Annotated in this window: 15 protein-coding genes; 6 read left to right on the top strand and 9 right to left on the bottom strand. The window is 49.5% G+C overall.

The annotated features are described in order from the left end of the window. The first annotated feature begins 9 nt into the window (after positions 1-9). Genes CODIS_RS20605 through CODIS_RS16130 form a run of 3 tightly spaced genes read left to right on the top strand, consistent with a single transcriptional unit; the run spans position 10 to position 2,022 of the window. Positions 10-270, top strand: coding sequence for a hypothetical protein (locus CODIS_RS20605; RefSeq protein WP_083220827.1), 261 nt, complete (start codon positions 10-12; stop codon positions 268-270). Further along, the gene (locus tag CODIS_RS16135) at positions 215-1,345 is read left to right on the top strand and encodes a phenylacetate--CoA ligase family protein (protein WP_162420259.1); all 1,131 of its coding nucleotides are present in this window, start codon (positions 215-217) and stop codon (positions 1,343-1,345) included. Before CODIS_RS20605 ends, CODIS_RS16135 begins: the two co-directional genes overlap by 56 nt. Then, positions 1,342-2,022, top strand: a complete 681-nt coding sequence (locus CODIS_RS16130; protein WP_069127034.1) for a NeuD/PglB/VioB family sugar acetyltransferase — start codon at positions 1,342-1,344, stop codon at positions 2,020-2,022. The genes CODIS_RS16135 and CODIS_RS16130 overlap by 4 nt, the downstream gene beginning before the upstream one ends. Before the next feature lie 22 nt (positions 2,023-2,044). On the opposite strand, the gene CODIS_RS16125 is transcribed toward CODIS_RS16130, so the two are convergent. From CODIS_RS16125 to CODIS_RS16110, 4 genes are read right to left on the bottom strand one after another with little or no spacing between them, the layout of a single operon-like run. Then, complete coding sequence (locus CODIS_RS16125) at positions 2,045-3,151, bottom strand: class I SAM-dependent methyltransferase (protein ID WP_069127031.1); 1,107 nt, start codon at positions 3,149-3,151, stop codon at positions 2,045-2,047. Positions 3,152-3,154: 3 nt separating this feature from the next. Continuing rightward, positions 3,155-4,195 (bottom strand): Ldh family oxidoreductase, encoded by a 1,041-nt coding sequence (locus CODIS_RS16120; RefSeq protein ID WP_162420257.1) that lies wholly within the window; start codon positions 4,193-4,195, stop codon positions 3,155-3,157. After that, entirely contained in the window at positions 4,192-5,652 is a 1,461-nt protein-coding gene (locus CODIS_RS16115; RefSeq protein WP_069127025.1) for a pentapeptide repeat-containing protein, read from the bottom strand. The genes CODIS_RS16120 and CODIS_RS16115 overlap by 4 nt, the downstream gene beginning before the upstream one ends. Before the next feature lie 47 nt (positions 5,653-5,699). Further along, on the bottom strand, positions 5,700-7,580 hold the full coding sequence (locus CODIS_RS16110) for an O-linked N-acetylglucosamine transferase, SPINDLY family protein (protein WP_069127022.1): 1,881 nt from the start codon (positions 7,578-7,580) through the stop codon (positions 5,700-5,702). Positions 7,581-8,022: 442 nt separating this feature from the next. On the opposite strand from CODIS_RS16110, the gene CODIS_RS16105 reads away from it, so the two are divergent. Both CODIS_RS16105 and CODIS_RS16100 read left to right on the top strand, forming a co-directional pair. Beyond that, on the top strand, positions 8,023-8,343 hold the full coding sequence (locus tag CODIS_RS16105; protein WP_069127019.1) for a sulfur globule family protein: 321 nt from the start codon (positions 8,023-8,025) through the stop codon (positions 8,341-8,343). A 257-nt stretch (positions 8,344-8,600) separates the two neighbouring features. Further along, positions 8,601-9,686, top strand: coding sequence for a DUF2235 domain-containing protein (locus CODIS_RS16100; RefSeq protein WP_069127016.1), 1,086 nt, complete (start codon positions 8,601-8,603; stop codon positions 9,684-9,686). 34 nt (positions 9,687-9,720) lie between these two features. On the opposite strand, the gene CODIS_RS16095 is transcribed toward CODIS_RS16100, so the two are convergent. The 4 genes from CODIS_RS16095 to CODIS_RS21530 all read right to left on the bottom strand — a co-directional run bounded on the left by CODIS_RS16095 (position 9,721) and on the right by CODIS_RS21530 (position 15,671). After that, a complete protein-coding gene (locus CODIS_RS16095) occupies positions 9,721-12,252 on the bottom strand; it encodes an EAL domain-containing protein (protein ID WP_069127013.1) in 2,532 nt (843 codons plus the stop codon). Positions 12,253-12,729: 477 nt separating this feature from the next. Continuing rightward, complete coding sequence (locus tag CODIS_RS16090; protein ID WP_069127010.1) at positions 12,730-14,358, bottom strand: sensor domain-containing diguanylate cyclase; 1,629 nt, start codon at positions 14,356-14,358, stop codon at positions 12,730-12,732. A 463-nt stretch (positions 14,359-14,821) separates the two neighbouring features. Beyond that, on the bottom strand, positions 14,822-15,271 hold the full coding sequence (locus CODIS_RS21535; RefSeq protein ID WP_162420255.1) for an HDOD domain-containing protein: 450 nt from the start codon (positions 15,269-15,271) through the stop codon (positions 14,822-14,824). Between the two features lie 19 nt (positions 15,272-15,290). Beyond that, a complete protein-coding gene (locus tag CODIS_RS21530; protein WP_083220823.1) occupies positions 15,291-15,671 on the bottom strand; it encodes an HDOD domain-containing protein in 381 nt (126 codons plus the stop codon). Between the two features lie 968 nt (positions 15,672-16,639). Here CODIS_RS21530 and CODIS_RS16080 point away from each other — a divergent pair. Further along, positions 16,640-17,071: a sigma factor-like helix-turn-helix DNA-binding protein gene (locus CODIS_RS16080; protein WP_069127007.1), complete on the top strand. Its 432-nt coding sequence runs from the start codon at positions 16,640-16,642 to the stop codon at positions 17,069-17,071. A gap of 445 nt (positions 17,072-17,516) precedes the next feature. Here CODIS_RS16080 and CODIS_RS21775 read toward each other — a convergent pair whose 3' ends face one another. Continuing rightward, positions 17,517-17,612 (bottom strand): DUF1508 domain-containing protein, encoded by a 96-nt coding sequence (locus CODIS_RS21775; protein WP_083220822.1) that lies wholly within the window; start codon positions 17,610-17,612, stop codon positions 17,517-17,519. Between the last annotated feature and the right edge of the window lie 103 nt (positions 17,613-17,715).

Here is a 17,715-nt window from a genome sequence, read left to right as displayed (position 1 = left end):
CGAATTACGATGCAACAAGATAGCGAGCACTTCTGGGACAGGCAGCGGGAGACACTTCCCGCCGATCAGCGCCAGGCCTTGATCATTGATCGCATCAAATACCAGTTGAACTATGTCTATGAGCGGATCCCGTTTTACCGCCAACTCTATGATGCCCATGGTGTGCACCCTGAAGCGATAAAAGATCTCAACGACTTCACAACCAAGGTGCCCATTGTCACCAAGGCCATGCTGCAACAGTCGCAGCGCGACCACCCCCCCCTTCGGTAACTATCTGGGCGTTGACTTTTCCCAGGTCAAACGGATTCAGGCTACCTCGGGAACCACTGGTCAACCTACGCTGTTTGCCATAAGCGGGGAGGATTGGGAACATGTATCCGAGGCCCAGGCCATGCAGTGCTGGGCTGCCGGACTGAGGTCATCGGATATCGTACAGATCGTATTTCCTCTCAGCCTCTATGTCGGTGGCTGGGGGTTGCTCGGAGCGGCTGAACGAATCGGTGCCAAGGTTCTGCCGATGGCGGGGGGTAATACCGAACGCCAGATAGCCATGTTGCAACAGGTGGGCACCAGCGTGATCTGTGGGACGCCTTCGTTTTGTCTGCATATCCTGGAGACTGCCCGCGGAATGGGAATAGAGTTGGCATCGAGCCGGCTGCGCCTGGGATTTTTCGGCGGTGAACCGGGAGCGAGCATTCCCAGTGTCAAGCAACGACTCGAGTCGGGATTTGGCATACGCGCCATCGATTTCGGTAATGTCGCGGAACTTCATCCCTGTTCCAACATGGAGTGCTCTCACGGAAGCGGCATGCATGTCTATCAGGATGTGGATTATACCGAAGTGGTCAACCCGCAAAATCCGAATCAATCCTATGGCTATAACCGTAGAGGGGCCGTTGTCTACACCCATCTGTGGCGCAAATCACAACCCATGATCCGCTATTTTCCCGGTGATGAAACCCTCATGACCGATGAGCCCTGTGCCTGTGGTCGTACCTATCCCCGCATGCCTCACGGCATTATCGGGCGTTTTGACGATATGATCATCGTGCGTGGCGTCAAGTTCTATCCGGGCGACGTTGAAGCGCTGTTACGAGGCTTGGATGGCATGGGAACCGAGTTTAGGATTATTCTTGAACGCCAGGGTGAACTGGATCAGGTCCGAATCGAGGCTGAGTGTGATACGACGATAGAGAGTGATCTATTCAGGGCTAAAGCCGAACAGAAGCTACAGAGTGGATTAGGCATGCGGGTGACTGTCATGCCAAAGGAACAGGGGTATTTTCCGCTTACACAATTCAAGGCGCGCCGGGTAATTGATCGCAGGCCGAGGCATGAGCAATGAGCAAAATCAACAACAACAAGCCACTGGTGATCATCGGCAGCGGTGGGCATGCCTGTTGTCTCAAGGACGTGGCTCAACTTGCCGGTTTCAGCACCGTCGGGTTCATTGACCGTACCCGCAGCAAAGGGGAGATAATCAATCAACTTCCGATATTGGGTGGAGACGAACTGCTGCACGACATCAGCTTTATCAGCGGGCACCTTTTCGCGGTCGGTATCGGTAGTCCGATCGCACGCCGGCGTTATGGCGAACTGTTATTGAAAAAACAGGCCGACTGTCCGGCAATCGTCAATCCGTCCTCATTTGTCTCGCCTCATGCAATATTGGGTAGCGGGGTGTTGCTGATGGGTATGAATGCAGTCAATCATGGGGCAAGGCTTGATGATTTCGTCGCCTTGGATTGGCAAGTCACGATCGGACATGGCGCACACCTGGGCAGGGCGGTGTTCGCGGGTCCGGGAAGCCGGGTCGCCGGTGATGTGATCTGCGGCGAGGAAACCTATTTGGGCCTTGGATGCCAGGTTATTGAACGGGTAAGGATCGGTCGCGGCAGCCTCATCGGTGCGGGTTCGACCGTTACTCGCGATATTCCCGAGCGTATGGTTGCAGTGGGCTCTCCCGCCAAGGCGATTCGTCAACATAGTGAAGAGGAAGTGGACTTGGGGCCGCGGCTCTAGGGTCTGTTAACACTAATCCGATTTACTGTTTACGTAGATAGAGAGTATCGCCCATGGTGAACGACAGGTCGAACATAGTGCTATGCAAGAGTTCGTCACCAGCTTTTTTCGGACCGTCGCCGAAGACCCAAACATAGTCATCCAGCAGTAGCCAGCCTCCGGGCATAACATAAGGCGTCCAGGCATCGATATCCTGACGGACATGGTCGTAGTCATGGTTGCCGTCGATATGGAGCAGTGAGATCTTTCCTGTTACTGCGATGGTGCCGAGTTGGGGACTCATCAGCGTACCTTCCATGGCTGCCTGTTTGTAGTGATCGATCGCCTTGGCCGAACTGTCGCGAATATAACCGGCGTTAGTCAGCAATGAGATATTGCTGATATAGACCCTAAATATCCGCTTGAAATCGATAGCTTCCAAATCCCTGTTCAGAATCTCCGCCTGGCGGCCTTGTGACTCAATTGCCTGGTTCGACCAGGGATCGATACTGATCAGGTTTCCGAGCTCATAACGCTCAGCCAGCCAGGCAAGGGCAAACGCGGAGCGACCGGCGAGTGAACCGATCTCCACCAGGTCCCCTTGTGGCAGGATCCTTGCGAGGTTCGCAAATGCGGTGAGTTTATCCAGGTCGCATTGACCAGGTATATGTAGGAACTGCTTGTGAAGCGCCGCATACTCTCCAGGTTTCAGCGCAGGCTTTACTCTTCCTTTTGGGGCGGTGAGCTGTTGCGGAAAGGGATCGGCAACGGCGGAATCGGCCCATGCATAAGCGGCAGCCGCATCTTGCCAGATCGCCTGGTAGGGTGCGGGTTGGCAGAGGTGAAAACTGGATTGGGCTGCCTGTTCTTCCTGCAGCTCTTTAAGTATTGTCCACACCCCGGGATGGGACGTATAAACATGGGTAATGCCATGTGTCTCCAGGCAGACCTCGAAGGCTTGGAAAAAATCCGGATCTGAAATGTAGGGCAGATGGATCAGCTCATCCAACCTTGGATCTGCAATCTGATTTTCAACTGAAGTGGCACCGACGAGTCTGACCCCCAAGGCATGTCCGACAGAAAGAAACGGTGTCGTTGCATCCATATCGACCGGAAAAATTAGCAGAGTGATCGCCGCTGTGGTGTCCAATGGTCAATCGCTTTGCTTGAGGGCCGCGACTTCCTTGTCCGCCAGGAATTGCAGCTGTTGCCAAAGGGTTTCAGGGAGTGGCACGCTACCCTCACTCAGCAGCGCCTTTCTTTTCGCATCGCCATGACCACCAGGCATGTTTTGCCAAGCCTGATGGTTGGCGATGCGTTCAATGACCGCCACGACAGCGTCGGCGTGCATGCCCGGTATCCTTTGGGGATCACATGCCATTAGCACCAGACCGCCTTTGGCGGTTTCACCGGTGAACAGCGTGGTCAACATCTCAATCGCCAGGGTCAGGGCATATTGTCGACGTTGCGGGCCGCTGTCGAGCGTCTGGATGATTTTGCCGTTGAATCTGCCATGTTCATCGAACAGCTCCTTGAGATCCGCGGCAGGTTCGCCCTTGGAAGTCGTCAGCATGACATCTTTCAGATCACCCTCAAAGCCGGACAGCATTGCCAGTATCTGGCCAAATGTTGTCGGTGCCGGCGAGACATCGGCGATAAAGGCCGGTTTATCTTCATAGGTAGGGAAGGCAATGGCCAGGGGGTTGGTGCCAAGTAGTGGCTGACCGTCTTTGTGCAGCGACACCAGCAGTGGACTGGTGGCGAAGCCGACGGCAACAAATCCTGCCTCAGCCAATGGCCTCAGATAGTCACCCACTACTCCGGTGGGGAAGGCATCGATGCAGGCCACGGCCGCAAAGGGCTGCTCGTCCAGCATACGCATCAATTGCCGTTGTCCTTCACGCGCCGCCAAATAACCTAAGCTCTGCTGACACCTGAGATGCAGCAGCCAGGGCAGCAGCTGTACCGCTTCCGGGGGTTGGTGCTGAAACCGGCCAAGCTTCTCTCTTAACCAGGGTATACGCACTACACCGTGAGAGTGTTTCCCTCTAAGCTCGGCATCCAGCAGTTGTGCAGCCGCTTCCTCAACCGCCGTGGCGGGTGTGATAAATTGCGTAAGCGCCAGATGACAGATCCGTTCAACCTCGGATACAGGCACATTCACTACCTGCTGGGGTTGAGTCTCAGCAATCAAGTCGATCCTCGCTGTTGATCCGTCAACAACCCTTCGAGATTATCGACGAAGACCGCCAGGTTTCTGCTGCTTTCACCGCTTGCGGCTGACAAGGATTGTTGCAGTCCACTGCAACGGTCGCTGTATACAGGGCCGGTCACACTATCGAGCTTGGCGTCATCGAATATGGTCTTCACCAGACTGGCACCGAACAGTGAGGAGCCGGTAAGATCCGCATCCGTAAGCACAGCCTGGTTCAATCGAGCATAAACCATCAAAGCGCCGCGTAGATTGGCGCCGCTCAAATTTCCGGCAATATAGGACTGGACCAGCGTTGTCTCGGAAAGATCAGCCTGCATCATCGACATCGATTTAGGTGGATCTCCGGTAATCATGGCGCGGTAGAGATAGGCATTACGTAAAATCGCAAAAGAGAGGTTGCAATCCCGGAAATGGGCGCATCGTGCAGTAAAGCTGGTCATATTCGCATGTTGAAAAGAGGATTCCCGCGCTGCCAGATTCTCCCCGGTTGCCCCGCTGAAATCAGTATGGTCCGCCATACAGTTGGTGAGGAGCGCACCGTCAAGCTTGCTGCCGCTGAAACGGGCATTTTCAAAACTGACATTCATCAACCGGGCATGTTCAAGGTCTGCCGTTGTAAAGTCGGAGGAGGGCATGGAGACCGCAGAGATATCGGCCTCACGAGCGGCCAGGCTCTTCGCATTCAGTCCGGAGAGCGTGCAACTGCGGATCCTCAATCCGGGCAGGTTGGCTTGAGAGAGTGACAAGCCCTCGGTATCGAGGAGACGCTGCAAGGTAAAAGCTTCGCCACTGGCCTCGTTAAGCGTGGCACCGCGCATGTCGCATTTGGTGATCGTGAGTTGCGAGACCTGGGCCGCAGTCAGATCGGCGCCGCCCAGGTGGCACTCGTTTATGGTTGAACCCTGCAGGTTACTGCGCACAAACCGCGTATTGTCCATGATGCACTGGTAGAAGGTGGTACCGGCAATGGCGGAACCGGAGAAATCCACGCCGGTCATGAAACAGCCATGGAAAAGACTGCCCGTGGCATCCGTGAGGTCACGCATGTCCGCATCGGTGAAATCGCAGACCTGAGCGGCAAATGCGTGCATATAGACGCCTCGCATGTTGGCGCGTTTGAGCAGGGTTCTCTCCATGCCTGCGCAAACGATGGTTGCACCGGACAGATTCGCACCGCTCAGGTCAGTGCCATGCAGGACCGCCCGGTTGAGAACCGCGAGGCGCAGGTCGAAACCGGAGAGGTCGAGTCCACGCAGGTCGGCTTCGCGCAGTACCATGCCGCGACCTGTGCGCGCTATCAGTTTATCCGTATAGGCTTGAACCTCGTTTATTGCCTTGCCGCGATCATCGGCATTGGCCCAACGCCGCAATCGCGATACGGTATCGATTTCAGGGATCGTCGCCTCGATTGAATCAACATTGTCTGACATATTCATAGCTTCTGGATTCTCCTAATTGAACAACTATTAGTCGAGGTGATCGTTTATGAGCCTTGATTATTAGCCTCTTTGCTGTTGGCTCCATACAGCAACTGCCAGCCTTTCATAAGGGCCGCTTCTATATTTTCCGCATGCCGCTCATAGTCCATGATAGACGAGTTTTCCACTTCCTTACGCAATGTTCTGCGAATTGAAACAAGTCGCTCCTTGTCCCTTGCCAAAGAGAGTGCGATCTCGATGTAGCTGTCGAAGTCCTTGGCTATCCATTGCCGTCTGTCTATCGCCGATAGAATCCGTGTCGAGAGGTTGCTGGCCACGGACTTACCGGCACGCGAGACCAGAGGCAGCCCCATGAGGAGTGAATTGAAGGAGGTGGTCTGTCCATGATAAGGATAGGGATCCAATGCAATGTCGACTTCATTGTGGGAAAGTAGATAGTCGTCGAGCGGCAATCTTGGGTGAAGTATAACGGATGACTTATCAACATTGAACTTGGCGAAAATATCATGGATATGATCCCTCATCAGTTCGTTTTGATAGTCGTCGATGACCAGCCTGATTTTAGAACCGGGGAGGTCATGCAACAGTCTTGCCCAGATTTCCATAATCGAAATATCTATTTTTCTCAAGCCATTGAACGAGCCGAAGGTGACATGTCCGTTTTTTACGCACGGTGGCTCCACCAGCGCCGGGAACTCAAAAAGCGGTTTATAGAGTGTTAGATTTTCGATCGGTAACAGTTGTTCGCTGGCGTTTTCTCTGAGTTTGCAAGTCTCGATCAAAGAGCTGTCTTTGAGTGAAAAATCGATGCTCTCCAGTCCGGTCGATATCGGAAGACCCAGCCATGAAACCTGCATAGGGGCCGGTCTCAGATTGAAAAGTGTCAGGCGGTTGCCTACCGTATGGTTGGATAAATCGATAAGGATATCGATTTTGTCAGCGCGTATCTCTCTCTCCAGCTGCTCATCGCTGAGCAGCATACACTCACACCAGGAGTCCGCACGGGCTTTGAGTGCGTCGGTGATCTCGTCGTAGACAGTGTTGTTGTAATAGAAATGCAGCGAAAATCGATCGCTATCGAAACAATCCAGAATCGGTTTGAAGTAGAAAGCAATGGCATGCTGGCGCAAGTCGGCAGAAACGAATCCGATCTTCAGCTTACGTCCTGGCTGGACATCAACGGCACCCCGATACTGCTTTTTGGTCCGTTTGTTGAGTGGTCGGGTTATCGTTTTGACTTCGCTGTAAATCGTGGATTGATCGTCGTAGGTGTATAACAGCTGGACGATGTAATTCTGCTTTGCGATTAAATTGCCGGGATCGATCTCCATCGCTTTTTTCATGCAGGTCAGTGCATCGTCCTGCCGGCCCTGGTGAGAGAGGGCGTGTCCCAGGTTGATGTAGACCTCGACGGATTCGTAACCTTGTGTCAGGCAATGATCCAATGCCTGAATTGCCTCTTCATATCTGTCCTGAAGTATGTAGAGCCTGCTCAATCCCACATAGGCAGCAAATGCTTGTGGGTTAATATTGATCAGGTTTGCATAGTAGATTTCCGCCTTTGCGAAATCATGAGAGACGTTGGTGTAGAATTTGCCAAGCATGTAGTACATGCGCTCATCAGTACAACCTGACATTTCTGCGAGTTTGTATGACTTCTCCGCATCGGTGTATAGGCCTTTTCGTTCCAGCGCCACACCACACATGACATACCAGCAAGGTTGAGCATGACCGCTTGATACCGCTTGCCTGAGATTGATCAAAGCCTCATCCAGCCTGCCCTGAAGCAGTAGTGTTTCACCGAGCAGATAGAGTGCGTGCGGATTTTTAGGCGCTTTTTTCAACACCCGGGTAAGGAGTTTATGGGCATCACCAAGCTTACCTTGACGAAGTTTCTTTTCAGCATTTTGGAGAGTGTTCGACATGGTTCGCAAACTGGCTCGGGATTATTGAGGATGCAATATTAATCGGTGGTAGTGTAACAGGCCGCTTACCGGTCTCTCACCTTAAATGGACGTAACCAGTCAAAGATTATTTAAGTATATGTTATTATCTATATTAATTAATAATATATCAATGAATATTAAACTAAATTATAAGATTGAATTCGGTAATTACATGTTAATTTATCGATCGAAAATCAACTTCCGGGTAAACAGAGCCGGATGCCGTATTGAGTGACTTGCACTGAACATCCGGGCACTTCGGATCATCCATAGACAGGATCTATAAATCGGGTACTGTAAAGTTGCAAATATCTATTTGAGTTATTAATAATCAGCTTATATATAAAATACGATGGTTAGATTTTTCTGCCAGATGCATCACTTTTCAGGTACGCACAGATACAGATCAAGGAGAGTGAAAATGAAAAAGCTAGCACAAGCTGCAATCACGGCTACATTAATCGCGACGTCCACCACTGCTTTCGCTTGGTGGGGCGGACCTGGCTGGGGCCATCGTGGCTGGGATGATAACTGGTTCGGTGATGGATGGGGAGACGGCTATTTCAATTTCGGCTTCAGTGGCAGCGCCCGCGGTTCCGGTTATGGTCGGGGGTGGAACAGATATCGCGACTACTATGGTCCCTGGTGGGGCGGCCCGTATGGCTACCCATACTATGGGTACGGCTATCCTTATGCCGCCCCGGCTGCACCCGCCACACCGTCCGGGAGCACAGAAAAATAGGGATCTGACTTAAGCCGGCGTAAAACCCTCATTCCTGTTGAGACGGCAGCCAACCGGCTGCCGTTTTTCAGTGCCGATCCAGTACAAGAGCACCGACATGGAAGGGCGTTGCAAAAATCATCGCATGATCACTACACTTACCTCACGATTTCAATATGGTGTAACAGGCAGCGATATAAATTTCTGGACCCGTTTGAGAGAGATCAATTGTCAGGAATCGCTATTCAATCACATAGACTAAAAAGAGTCGGAAACAAATGAAAAGGATCATAATCTGCGCAGATGGCACCTGGAACATCAGAGATCAGCTGGACAAAAAGACAGGACGGCGTCATCCAACCAATGTAACCAAAATTGCACGCGCCATAAAACCAAAGGCCGGTGACGGCACATCACAGATAGTCTATTACCATGAAGGGGTGGGAACCAACGGACCTCTGGATAAGGTTACCGGCGGGGCTTTCGGCAAGGGCATGGAAGAGAATATCCGCAACATGTACCGATTCATCGTCTACAATTACGAACCCGGCGATGAGCTCTATCTCTTTGGCTTCAGTCGTGGCGCATTTACGGTAAGAAGTCTTGCCGGTTTTATGAACCTGATCGGCCTGATCGAAAAAGACGACGACTATTATGTACCGGAAATGTACCTCTGTTATGAAAAAAGCAAAGGTCCCGACTCGGCGGAGTGGGAAAAGGCGTTTCATAATGTAGAAAACGTACGCCCATGCCCGCCGATAAAACTAGTCGGGGTGTGGGATACCGTCGGTGCACTTGGCGCTCCTGGAGTGATTGGACAGATTTTCAACAGGAAAAAATATCAATATCACGATATTGAGCTCAATCCGAACATAGAAAATGCCATACATGCGATATCGATCGATGAACGTCGTAAACCATTCAAGCCTTCGATATGGAAACGTCCTTTATCTTGGCAGGGTGAGGTGCAACAGGCCTGGTTTGCCGGTGTGCACAGCAATGTGGGCGGTAGCTACTCTCCCGATGGTCTGGCCAATGAGGCTCTCCACTGGGTGGTTGAAAAGTCGGAGGCGTTGGGCCTTGAATGTGATCATGACTATCTTGACCATTTCCGGCCATGTTTCAACTCCGTGCTGAACGACTCGATGACCATTCCCTATCGCGTGATGGGACCATTCGAACGACAGATCGGCAATCATGTGAACGATGGCGAGGTGCTGCATCAATCGGTGCTGGATCGCATGCATCTGGCAAAGTGCAATTACGCGCCATCCAATCTAAAGGCTTATAGCGAAAATCGATTGGATATTCCGGTAGTGAATACGACGCGTATCGATCGTGGTGAACCCTGTCCGGACCTGTAAAGACCGCACCATACTTGCAATGAACAGGTTTTTTCTACGACGGGATTTGATTCCAATGACCACCGTTACGCACCAGCTCTTCGATGACCACCGCTTCCACCGGACGGCTAAAGAAGTAACCCTGTCCTCGTTGACAGCCGTTGCGTAACAGACATTGCCACTGTTCACGGCTCTCGATTCCCTCGGCCAGGGCTCGTTTGTTGAGGTTCTTGGCGAGCTCAATGGTAGTCAGTACGATCTGTTCATCGTCCTGTTCGGTTACAACGCCGTCGACGAAGGATTTATCGATCTTCAGGGTATCCACCGGCAGGTTCTTCAGACGGCTGAGGGAGGAGTAGCCGGTGCCGAAGTCATCCAGACTTAACCCGATACCCAGGTCATGAAGTCGTTGCAGTCGTTCGATAACAACGGGGGAGGCGTGCAGTGTGGCCCCCTCGGTGATTTCGAGAACAAGCATCGAAGCGGGGATTTGTGCATCCTCCAGGGCCTGCAGTACGCTGCTTTCCAGATCCTCACGCTGCAGTTGCAGGGTCGACAGATTGACTGCAACCCTAAGTTCCATCCCCATGCCGAACCACTGAGCCATCTGTCGACAGGCGGTTTGCAAAACCCAACGGCCGATGGGAAGAATCAGGCCGCACTCTTCCGCCACCGGTATGAACTCTACCGGCGATACATCCCCCAGCGTGGCCGATCTCAGCCTCAACAAGGCCTCAACTGCCAGTATCTTTCCATCGTTAAGGTCCACAATAGGCTGGTATACCAGGCGGAACTCCTGTTTGATCAAGGCTTGGTTGAGCCCTGTCTCCAGCATATGGCGGTGTTGAATACGCTGGGCAAGATCGCCGGCATACAATGCATAGGTGTCCCGGCCGTCTCCCTTGGCGGTATACATGGCCGCATCAGCGTTTTTCAACAATTCCACTCTATCATTGGCATCCTCCGGAAACAGGCTGATGCCGATACTGGCCTTGATATAGTAAGTGCTGCCTTCCACAAGGAAAGGGTCATGCATGACGTCAAGTACACGCTGGGCCAGTCCTGTGGCATTCAGGGCCAGTTGTCTGGTGATATCCTCTTTCTCCTTTTCCTTGATTACCGGTACCATAAGAATCAGAAATTCATCACCGCCTTGACGTGCCACTAAGTCCGGTTGACGTATCTCATGACGCAGACGTTTCGCCACCTGTCTCAGCAGCTCGTCTCCGGTGGTGTGTCCGGCACTATCGTTGATCACACCGAAGTTATCCAGGTCGAGGAAGAGCAGGGCGAGACCGTGGCCGTAACGCCGCGCATTGGCCAGGGCGTTGTCCACTGCCTCCAGGAAAGCAACCCGATTGGGCAGATCGGTGAGGCTGTCGTGATGGGCCAGGTATTCAATACGCTGCAGGCTCTGCTTTTGTTCGCTAATGTCCTGAAAGGCCACCACACCACCCACCACGCGGGTCTGCTCAAAGAGGGGAGTGGCGATATAAGAGATGGGCAGGGCGATCCGGTCACGGTTCATGAACTGATCGTCCCGGCTCGAATGAGACTCTCCGCTATGCAGTACCCCCAGCATGGGACACTCATCCTCTCGACAAGGCTCGCCGTTGTCCTTCAGATAGTGAATAAACCCATGAATAGACTTGCCCAGTAGCTCATGCTCCTTCCAGCCCAATAAGTGCACAGCCGCAGGATTGAGGAAGGTCAGACGACCCATTGCGTCGAAGCCCAACAGGCCCTCACCCAGCGCTCCGATGACGGAACGGTTGTAGCTGTTTGCCTTGGCGAGGGATTGTATCGACTGCTGGCGGTCTTCCAAGTGTCGGCGCGCCCGCCGGGTATAGAAACCGATACCCAGCAGACCGCATACCCATATACCGCCGTGCGTTGTGCCGATCAGCAGCAGTTGTTCGCTGCTATCCCTGCGATAGGGCGCCATAGGTATGGCGATGGAGACGCCACCACGGATATCGCCCACCTTGTAACCGTGCTGTTCATGACACTTCAGACATCGCTGTTTGGTAACCATGGGTCGCATCATGCGTAGAGAGGGTTGTCCGCGGAAACCGACAATTTGCGCAAACTCATCTGATTCCTTGGTAAAGGTTTTGAGGATTGAACGTTCCCAATCGTCTGGCTCGTTCTCATCATGTAACGGGTTCAGACTGGTAATGTGGATATAGTCGTTGTGCATCCGGCTGAAGCGCTCATTGATCTGCCGGATCATATAGGCCGGGTTCATCAGTGTGAGTTTCTGGTCGGCATCAGTGGTTACATCCCGATGCGGCAGGTTTTTCAGGTGAGGATTGGGTTGTGTGTGTTCGGAAATCTTCACGTAGACACCACCCTGAGTGGCGCCCCACTGACGTACTGACTGATCCTTTTGGAAATAGGCCCTGGCGACCCCGAGCGCAGTGGCAAACTCCCGGTTTCTCTGATCGTAAATTGTCCATGTGAAAATGCCGGCAATCATCAGTGTCCAGGCAACGATGGCGATCAGGGTGTATTTGCGTAAGGACTCAAGTGCTGAGGCAAACCCGCTCTGAAGGTCGGCTTTGGACTCTGTTGTGGCTGGGGTCACCGTGGATCCTCCGGGGATAGACGCATGCCACTCCTTCTGACATTTTTCGATGCTCAAAATAACGGCACCGGTCAGAAAAAGTTTAGTTTTTTGTTTGGTTTTTTATGAGGAAAGATAGCGTTTGACTCATTGCCAATTCCGAGATGATTTTTTGCCTGCAAAGTAAGTCGGTACAGCAAACATCAGGTGTCTTTCAGAAGGCTGTTCAGGTGTAGTGTTGTTGAATAGGAAAACGGAAGATATAAAGCCTGCTCTATTTGCAGAAACTTAAGAGCCAAGCACTATATAATTATTGTTTAATAACAATATGATATACATCTAAATTAATGCTTATTAATAGATGTGGAATAGCTCTATTTTACAAGGATAAAACTACCAAAGAAATATATTACTAATTGTATTAGAGGAGATATTTAATTTATTTGAGAATAGGGTGAATTCTGTTAGCGGAGCACTGACTATATGCGTCATATTGATCTACATAGTGGCGACCCTGTTTCTACCTTCTCGCTTAGCTTGATAGAGTGCACCGTCTGCTCGTTCCAGGATATTGGAATAGCTGATGTCGTCAGGATCTATTTCGCTGACGCCTATACTTACGGTTATGGCGATTGGACCACGACCGGAATCGAACGGTTGTTCCCTGACATCCTGGCAAATCCGTTCAGCCAACTGACGGGCGCCCTCTATATTGGTCTCTGGCAGCAGCATGACAAACTCTTCACCACCATATCGAGCCAGCAGGTCTTCCGTTCTGGTCGAATTGAGACAGATATTTGCGTTATGCTTCAGCACTTCGTCACCCATGCTGTGGCCGTACGAGTCATTGATTTCCTTGAAATTGTCCAGATCGATCATGAGGATCGAGTAATCGCGGTTGAATCTGTATGCACGCTTAAACTCCATTTCTGCGGTCTTATGCAACTCGCGGCGGTTGGAGAGTCCCGTCAACTCGTCCGTAGTGGCGTGTTGTTGCAATTTGATGGAAGCAAATTTCTTCTTTACTGCTTTTTTTGCGAATACTCCGCTGATAAGTCCGATAGCAATGAATTGCAATAGGTAGATGATCGTCGAAATATATATGGGTATTGAAGAGAGGTCATCAAGGAGCTCCTTTGAGATATGGGATACATAGATCCAGTAAAGATCCTGCCTATGTGGTTGATCTGCATCAGAACGTAACTGAATATTCTCAACTGATCCAAGACCGGCACGATTCAATGGGTAGGCTCTCTGGAAGATGTATAGTCCGGTATCTGTGGTGACTGAGCCATTTATATTTTTTTCTATGGCTTTCCAGACTTCTGGTTGCTCAGAGGAGAAGGTCTCTTCACTGCCGTACATGAAACCCCAAAGTTTTTTATCATCCACACCCATCAGCCAATATCCATTACTGTTGAGCATGATTGTGTCACCTGCCAGGGTATTGAATGTATCTTCAATCTTATCGAGCAGTTCAGCAGGTGTGTAATTGATAATCAGAATCCCGCGTTTTGTTCCGTAGCCATCGTAGACTGGCGTGGCGAACCGGATGGTAGGCACAATCGGTTCTTCGACGACACCCTGTTCCATATTCAGGTCCAAGGGTGAAATATAAATATCACCCTGGCTGAATGTAATCGCCTCTTTAAAATAGTAGCGGTCACTCTTGTCCTGAAGTTGGGACTTTGGCACGATATTTGGTCCATCATTTTTGTTGTTTACCCTAACGATTTCCTTGCCATCGGTATCCATCAGGCGAATTTGCACATACTTTGGCTTGCGCCTGGCTAAGAGTGAAAACTCCCGGGTCACCTGTGTCCAGGTCTGTATATTGTCATTGTGAAGGTATTGTCTCATTATCTCGCCTTCGGCCAATACCAACAGATCTGATAACTTTTGTTTAAACAACGTGGATGTCAGCGCACTTGCACTCTTCAGGGCAGATTCTTCGCGGATCTTGATTGTCTGCAGCTCATATTTTTGCGTCTGGTTGGAGAAAATATAGAAAATACCGCAAAACAACACAGAGATTGGTATGAAAACCTGCAAAAAGGAAACGAGCAGGGCTCTTTTCATAGAGAAATCATTACTCCACTCTGACTTGGAATCACTTTCTTGATCCATACCTGGTTCCTACTGTTTTATCTGCAGTCTTTCCAGGTCAAAGAGGATCGTCGTGATTCTATTCCGGAAATATAGGTTCTACTGAAGACCCTGGATGAGCGGGTAGATCTTGACCGCACTACCCTCTCATTTCTGTCGGTGCTGTTTTTTATGTAAAGGCTATCACCATAGGGGAGGGCGGTACTTCCACCTTTGCCGGAGGCGGCGGCCATTTTTATTAGTATTTGAATGAAGCGCGATAAGTGGCGCATAATTTTTCTCTCAATAACGGTCAATTTATCTATCGATGGTTAACACCTCCGTGTTTTTATACATCCGAATAATTCAGGTTAAGTTTCAATTACGATTGGTAAATAACACCTTATTAGTGTTCCCTGAAAGGTTGATGGAAATCGGCGAATTCGAATAACGCTATGTAAAAATCTCAACCTGCCGGAATGACAATCAAGCTGCTCTGAACGACCTAAGCCCGCTTTTGTTTTGTTGGCGCCAAGATCACCCCCATGACTTCGAGTGACTTGCTCAGCATGTCATCGATAAGTGGTGATATTTGTTCAGGGGTTAGTCCGGTGGCGTCCCAAACGATTGGTTCGATGGCCCAGAACATCTCCTCAACTGAGAACCCTGACATCTCGCCACGAGCGACAGCCAGGGCAATATGAACTATGGCCACATCCATTTCCGGCTCGGTTGCATGTGAAGGACGATGGTGGTTTTTAGCGACTGATATCAGGTTTTCAGGCAGATGCCAGGATTGCATCAGTGCGGCGCCCACATCCATATGATTGAATCCAAGGACTTGGTCTTCGATCTCGGCAAGAATCCAATCATCGCCACCTGTAATCTCCAGAATATCCATCGCTTTATCGGGGAGGGTCAGATAGATCACCAGCCGTCCCACATCGTGAAGCATACCGGCAACAAAAAGCCGTTCACTGTGTAGCGCATGCCAACATCTGCGAGAGGACACCGGTTGTGACGGCATGGCGCCAAAAATCGTCCATGTTGACCAGTTTCTCCGGGATACCGGTAAAAGCTCTGATTGCGATTGTTGCCAATACAAGGTTACGCAGTTCGTGGATGCCGGCGATGGTGACTGCCCTGGAGATGGTGTCGACTTTGGATCTCAGACCATAAAACGGGCTGTTGACCAGTCTTAGCAACCTGGCGGATATATCAACGTCGGTAGAGATGATTTCAGCAAGTTTGGTAGAAGAGCAGTGAGGCTGCTCCATTAACTGGTTCACCTGAATAAATACTTCAGGAAGTGATACCAGTTGATCAATATCTTCAACAAGTTCATTCGGGGACACAGCAAAAACACATCCTAATCATTGACCGGGGCTGAGATAGCCAACGGTATTGTAATTATCCAGGTCGTTTATTAATTATCACTTCAGTTGTGATTCCTTATCCTTAGGATGAGTTATTTGTACTCCGATTTAGGCATGCAATTTAACAATTATTCACACAAAGAAATCATCGCCAATTTGATATTTTGTGAGATAAATTTGAACTGGTTCACACTATTATCTCGTTACGGCAACTTTTATTCCCTTAACTCAGTAATACTTTGATGTTCGTCACGCTTTCGGGTGTTACTTGCATAATCATCGATAGATTAAGAATTATTAGTACTTACCTTGCGGTACATCCCTTATCTATTCAGGTAACACTCTAAAAACCATATTAGATACTTTACTGTTTCTCAGACAGCTGTTGGATACTCTGAAGAGATTATTCTCCATTTCGAACTCGGTCGACCACACAGCATCGCAAATGACATGGCTATCCGGCTCAAGACCAAAGGCCCTCGCGACTTCTGCTATTCTGATTGTGATGTGAGAATCACCGCGAGAGCGGGCAGGATTAATATAATTTTCCTTGCAAAATGATCTGATCGTATCTTTTGAAACTGACATGTACAAGGTGAGTTTTGTTTGGCCACTATATACAACGGAGGAGAGGAGAGTCTGCGATTTTATCTCCTATGTCAAGCGTCGTACTTAAACGTCAAAGGTTTTATAGATAATTTAGAATTTTTCTAATTCTCAATGCGAGATTAATTATGACGAAACAGCAAAGATAGATGGATACGTATGAGTTAAATAAAAATCTCTGTGAGAGCATCATACTGATGTTTAACTTAGCAATAACTACTTAGTCCTCATTAAGTGTTTTAGATTAATAATTAGAATAACTCTAAATAATCTCAACCAAGATGTGTAGGTGAAATCAAAAATCTATACGCATGCCGTCAGAAGTAATATAGGTATTATCAATGGATAGCCTAAACAAATCACTACCTGGCGAAGATCACTTCACCGACATGGATGGCTTAACGATCGAACTGGCATTGAGCTTCATGTTGGAAGATACGGGTACCCTACTGAATGAAGAGGTGGAGGCAGACGAACTCTTCAATGGTGAAGTTGAAAAGACACTCGCAATCCATTTGGGCATTCTTGTCGTTAACTTACCTGAGCGAGAGCGTCTCATCATTCGCAACCACTATTTCCATGGCGTTGCTTTTGGTGATCTCGCCAATCCGCTTAAAATATCTAAAGGCCGAATATCACAATTACACAAGCGGGCATTACAAAAAAACCGCCGTTATGTGATGAGCCAACGATTAGATAAACAGTTTTTAAGACAAATTAGACAGCTAATACCCCATAAGACCTATCGATTGTTGATGGCTGATTGTCATTAAGGCTGGTACAGGAGAATTGAATCTTTATACCCAGTCCACCTTGACCGTGGAAAAAAGCATCGATGTAGTGGAGTTGGAGTTTTTAGTGATAAGAGGAAATGGGCACACATATCCAATTTAAAGTACTTAATAGTTATAAATCTAAATAACATATATAACAGTATATTAAGGAATAATATTAATGTTATTTGTCATTAATTTAATACTGCCCGCCACCTAACCTCTAGTGCATGTTACTAATATGCATAATGTATATTATGTTAAATGTTATAATCTAAACCTCGGTAATCCCCCATAAGGGTGGACGTCCAAGTATTTATGTGAATAAAACTGTAAATTGACCCCCTATTTTCAAGTATTCGTGTAAATCTGGCGTCCAGTGGTAATCCCGGCCTTTTGTGGGCCACTCAACTAAGTGGTGCACTGAGCTACTGCCACACCACTATTAAGATAAGTCGTCGATCTTTGTACCTGGTGCATTTTTCTTCACCGACTCGATGCCATTGTCTTGTGCTGCTACGGACTCACTGGCTGTGATCATATATAACTGTTTTTTCCATCTCCGGCGGTAATCCCCCCATTAATAATGGGACTCAAAAGTAGTCACTGTTAAGCGGTCTGAGCCAACTTCTGTATCGGGGTGA

The organism is Candidatus Thiodiazotropha endolucinida (assembly GCF_001715975.1).
Classification (GTDB): Bacteria; Pseudomonadota; Gammaproteobacteria; order Chromatiales; family Chromatiaceae; genus Thiodiazotropha; species Thiodiazotropha endolucinida.
This window is presented reverse-complemented; position numbering and strand designations above follow the sequence as displayed.